This window comes from Streptomyces sp. NPDC051987 (assembly GCF_040680735.1).
Classification (GTDB): domain Bacteria; phylum Actinomycetota; class Actinomycetes; order Streptomycetales; family Streptomycetaceae; genus Streptomyces.
In genome coordinates, this window is record NZ_JBFAXI010000185.1 from 1 (window position 1) to 4,694 (window position 4,694).

At 71.5% G+C, this 4,694-nt stretch carries 2 protein-coding genes; one reads left to right on the forward strand and one right to left on the reverse strand.

Features of this window, described 5'->3' with window-relative positions:
• A partial coding sequence (locus tag AB0M11_RS41070) for a streptophobe family protein (RefSeq protein WP_365714054.1) occupies positions 1 to 1,832 on the reverse strand: 1,832 nt, incomplete at its 3' end.
• 244 nt (positions 1,833 to 2,076) lie between these two features.
• On the opposite strand from AB0M11_RS41070, the gene AB0M11_RS41075 reads away from it, so the two are divergent.
• On the forward strand, positions 2,077 to 4,611 hold the full coding sequence (locus tag AB0M11_RS41075; RefSeq protein WP_365714056.1) for an FHA domain-containing protein: 2,535 nt from the start codon (positions 2,077 to 2,079) through the stop codon (positions 4,609 to 4,611).
• The last annotated feature ends 83 nt before the right edge of the window (positions 4,612 to 4,694 follow it).

Genomic DNA, 4,694 nt, shown 5'->3' on the forward strand with positions numbered 1-4,694 from the left:
CGCGGGGGGCTCTCGGGGGGGGCCCGGCGGCGGGGGGGGGGCGGGTCGCCGCCCGCCGGGGGCGGTGCGCCCGGCGGACGACGGTCCGGGACGGCCGGACCGCTCGGCGGTGCCGCCCCCGGCCCTCGCGCCCCACCGGACCAGGGCCCCCGGCCGCCCGCTTCCTCCCGGCCGCCGCGCGCGTCCCGCAGTTCCTGGGGGATCCGGAGATACGGGTTCGTGGTCGGATTCGGTGGCCGGTAAGGCGTCCCCGGTGCGTAGGGCCCCGCGTAGGGTCCCGCGTCGGACCCTCCCCTTCGCCCCGCCTGCCCCGCACCCTCGCCGACCGGCCACGGAGCCCCGCCGGGCCCTTGATTCGGCGTCCCGCCGCCCGCGCCGCCCTGCTCCACGTCACCCCGTGCCAGTGGAGCCGCGCGGGACCCGGCCGCGCCGGTCACCCAGGCCAGCAGGGCCCCCGCGGCTCCCGCCGAGGCACCCCAGACCGCGCCGAGCAGCAGCGCCATGCCCAGCTGCCCGTGCAGCCGGATCCCCGCGCCGAACGCGTCGAAGCCCAGCACCGACAGCGAGGCGTCCACCGACACGTCCACCAGCCAGGCCAGCAACGGCAGCGCCAGCGCGGTGGCGATCCCCAGCCGCACGGCGCACCGCCCGGCGAAGCCCAGCGCACCACAAGGGCCCGAACCACTGGCGCCCCCGGCCCCGGCCGGGCCGGTCCGCGGCCACACCGGGGTCCGCACCGCCGTGAACACCCCGGCCGACAGCATCAGCAGCGCCGCCGCGCCCCCCAGCAGCCACACCCGTGCGTCCAGGTCCGCCAGGTGGCCCAAGGTCACCGACTGGTCGGACGTGGAGTTCAGGAGGTCGTCCAGGGGGTGCGGCAGAACCATGGTCAGGACGCCCGTGGCCCTGCCGTCGAAGGGGACGAGGAGGCCGATCGGGATGCCCAGCCAGACACCGTTCGGGGCGCCGAGCAGGGCAGCGCCCATGATGCGGGCCGGGTGCGGGTCGCCGATCGCCGCGTAGGCCGCCGCCGCCCAGCCGGCCGCCACGGCCACCAGCGCGACCGTCACCAGCGCCGAGGCCGCCGGCCGTACCACCCGGTGCACGGCGGCCCAGCCGCGCGGCAGCGGCGTCCGGCGGGAGGCCAGCAGGGCGATCAGCAGGACGCCCACCGACCAGCCGAGGCCGCCGAGCAGGGTCGCCGCCGTGTCCACGCGGAAGCCGACCGCCGCCTTCGCGTGCACGAGGTCGCCGAGGCGGTCCGGCAGCAGGCCGCCGACGTCACCGATGCCGGGGATCTTCAACCCTCCGCCGCCGCTGCCCTTGCCCGTCAGCCTGTCCAGGCCGAGCGCACCCCCGTCGATCGTCACGACGGAGTGCCCGGCCCAGGCCAGTCCGCCCAGGAGTGCCACGAACAGCACCACCACCGAGCCCGCGCGGGCCAGCAGTTCGGCCGGGGCGATCTCAACTCCGGCCGTACGCAGGGACCGTAAGAAGAACCAGGACAAAAGCAGCGCGCCGACCAGGCTCACCCCCAGTGGCGTGATCTCGATGGCCGTGGCGGCCTCCGCTCCCCGCAGGCCGAAAGCGGACAGATCTCCGTCCGGGGTCACCGAACCACCCGCCCCGAGCGCCACAACAGCCGCGGTCATCGGGCCCAGTGAACCCGCCGCGTCGGCCCGCAGCAGATGCAGGCCCAGTGCCGCCGTGCCCGCCATGCCCATCAACGCCCAGCTCACGGCCGCGATCGCGGACAACAAAACGTCGGCCCACGGCAATCGCGTGCCGTGCCTCGCGTGTTCGACTCCCGTGCCAGACGCACCAGCACTCATGACAGACCCCCCGATCCGCAGCCGCCCCGGAGCTCTCCGTCGCGCTTGTCCCCCTCGCGTGGATTACCACTCTCCGGCCCGGTTTCAACCCCGTCAACGGAAAGAGTTGACGCGCGCCTACGGGGCCGCCGCAAGGCCCGGCTTTCGGTCAGGGGGCCGAGCCTGAAATAGTTCCCGACGATGTTCGACATCCCTAGACTCCCTGTGATGGGGGTAACTCGGGGGACTACTCATGGGGCTTGGCGTGCCGGAACTCGTACTGGAATCAAACGGACGTACCTGGACGCTCGATCCGTCCAGGTCATACACCCTTGGACGCGATCCGCAGGGGGACATCGTGTTCGACGACGCCAGGGTCTCCTGGCGGCACGCCACGATCAGTTTCGACGGCCGCAGTTGGGTCATCGAGGACCACGGCAGTACCAACGGCACCTTCGTGCAGAGCAGGCGGGTCCAGCGGTCGGAGATCGGTCCGGGCTCGGACGTCCACCTCGGCAACGCGAACGACGGACCGCGCCTGGGCCTGACCGGCACCGCTGCCGCCGTCGCCCAGCCGCAGCCACGGCAGCAGCCGTACGCGGCGCAGGGGGCGGGCGGCGCGGGCTGGTCCCAGCCGGCCACCCCGCAGCCGTCGGCCGCCTCGCAGCCTGCTCCGCAACAGGGCTGGCAGCAGGCCCCGTCGGCGATCCCGCAGCAGCAGGGCGCCCCGGCCATGGCCTCCGGTGGTGGCGCGGGGGCGCCGCCGGTCTACGGCGACCGCAGTCCGACCACGTTCCACCAGTTCTCCATCGGCCGCGTGATGCGCATCGGCCGCGCCCTCGACAACGAGCTGGTCGTCTCCGACCTGCAGGTCTCGCGGCACCACGCCGAGTTCCACTCGACGCCCGACGGCCGCATGGAGATCCGCGACCTCGGCTCGCACAACGGCACGTACGTCAACGGCATGTCGATCGCCAAGGGCGGCAGCGCGCTGCTCGACGCCAACGACATCGTGGGCGTCGGCCACTCCACCTTCCGGATCGTCGGCGACCGGCTCGAAGAGTTCGTCGACACCGGTGAGGTCTCCTTCTCCGCACGCCACCTGACCGTCACCGTCGACGGCGGCAAGCAGATCCTCAAGGACGTCTCCTTCGGTGTCCCGGAGAAGTCCCTGATCGCGGTCATCGGCCCGTCGGGCTCCGGCAAGTCGACCCTGCTCAAGGCGCTCACCGGCTACCGCCCCGCCAACGAGGGCGAGGTCCTGTACGACAACCGCAACCTGTACAAGCAGTTCGCCGAGCTGCGCCAGCGCATCGGTCTGGTCCCGCAGGACGACATCCTGCACAAGGAGCTGACCGTCAAGAAGGCCCTCAAGTACGCGGCCAAGCTCCGCTTCCCCGCCGACACCACGGCCGAGGAGCGCGAGGCCCGCATCGAGGAGGTGCTGCGCGAGCTGAAGCTCGACATCCACAGGGAGAAGAAGGTCACCTCCCTCTCCGGCGGCCAGCGCAAGCGGGTGTCGGTGGCCCTGGAGCTGCTCACCAAACCGTCGCTGATCTTCCTGGACGAGCCCACCTCGGGCCTCGACCCGGGCATGGACCGCGATGTCATGCAGCTGCTGCGCGGCCTCGCCGACGACGGCCGCACGGTCCTTGTCGTCACCCACTCGGTGGCCGAGCTGGCGCTGTGCGACAAGCTCCTGGTGATGGCGCCGGGCGGTGCGGTGGCCTACTTCGGCCCGCCGGAGGAGGCGCTGAACTTCTTCGGCTACGACAGCTGGGCCGATGTCTTCTCCGCCTTCGAGAACTACCGCGACTACGACTGGGCCGGCCGCTGGAAGGGCTCGCAGCACTACCAGATGTACGCCGCGGACATCGACGCCACCGAGCCGCAGTCCGTACAGATGCCGCCGATGCAGGCGATGAAGCCCAAGAAACCGCAGAGCTGGGGGTCACAGCTGCTCACCCTCATCCGGCGGTACGTGGCGGTCATCGCCTCGGACAAGGGCTTCCTGGCGCTGACGGTGATCCTGCCGGCGGTGCTCGGCGCGGTGAGCCTGCTCATCGACAGCGACAAGGGTCTGCTGGTGAACCCGGTCAACCACAAGACCGGTGTCCCCGTTCCCAACGGCACCGCGACCACGGTCCTGCTGATCCTCGCCGTCGGCGCCTGTTTCGCGGGCGCCGCGAACTCCGTACGCGAGCTGATCAAGGAGCGGGTCATCTACGAGCGGGAGCGCGCGACCGGCCTGTCCCGGTCGGCGTACCTGATGTCCAAGGTGGTCGTGCTCGGCTTGATCACCGTGCTGCAGGGCCTGATGGTCGGCCTGATCGGCTTCTCCAGCCGGGACATCCCCGCCGAGGGCGTGGTCCTCGGCCACTCCACCCTGTTCGAGCTGTGCATCCCGATCATGGGACTCGGCTTCACCTCGATGATGTTCGGCCTGGTCATCTCCTCGCTGGTGAAGACGTCCGAGAAGACCATGCCGCTGCTGGTGATGTTCGCGATCGTCCAGGTGGTGTTCACCGGCTGCCTGTTCAACCTGAACGGCGCGGTCGGCGTCAACCAGTTCTCGTTCCTGATGCCGTCCCGCTGGGCGGTGGGTGCCGACGGCGCCACGCTCGACTTCAACAACATCGCGCCCAACACGGACGACCCGACCAAGACCGATCCGCTGTGGAACCACACGGCCGGTGCCTGGACCATGGACATGGCCGCGCTGATCGTCCTGGGCGTGGTCTGCGGCTTCCTGGTGGCCCGCTTCCTGCGCCGCCACGAGCCCGAGGTCATGCGCAAGTGACACCGGTCACTCCTGACCCACCTCACCGGCCCCTTCGACATCATCGGCGACATCCACGGCTGCGCGAGCGAACTGGAGTCGCT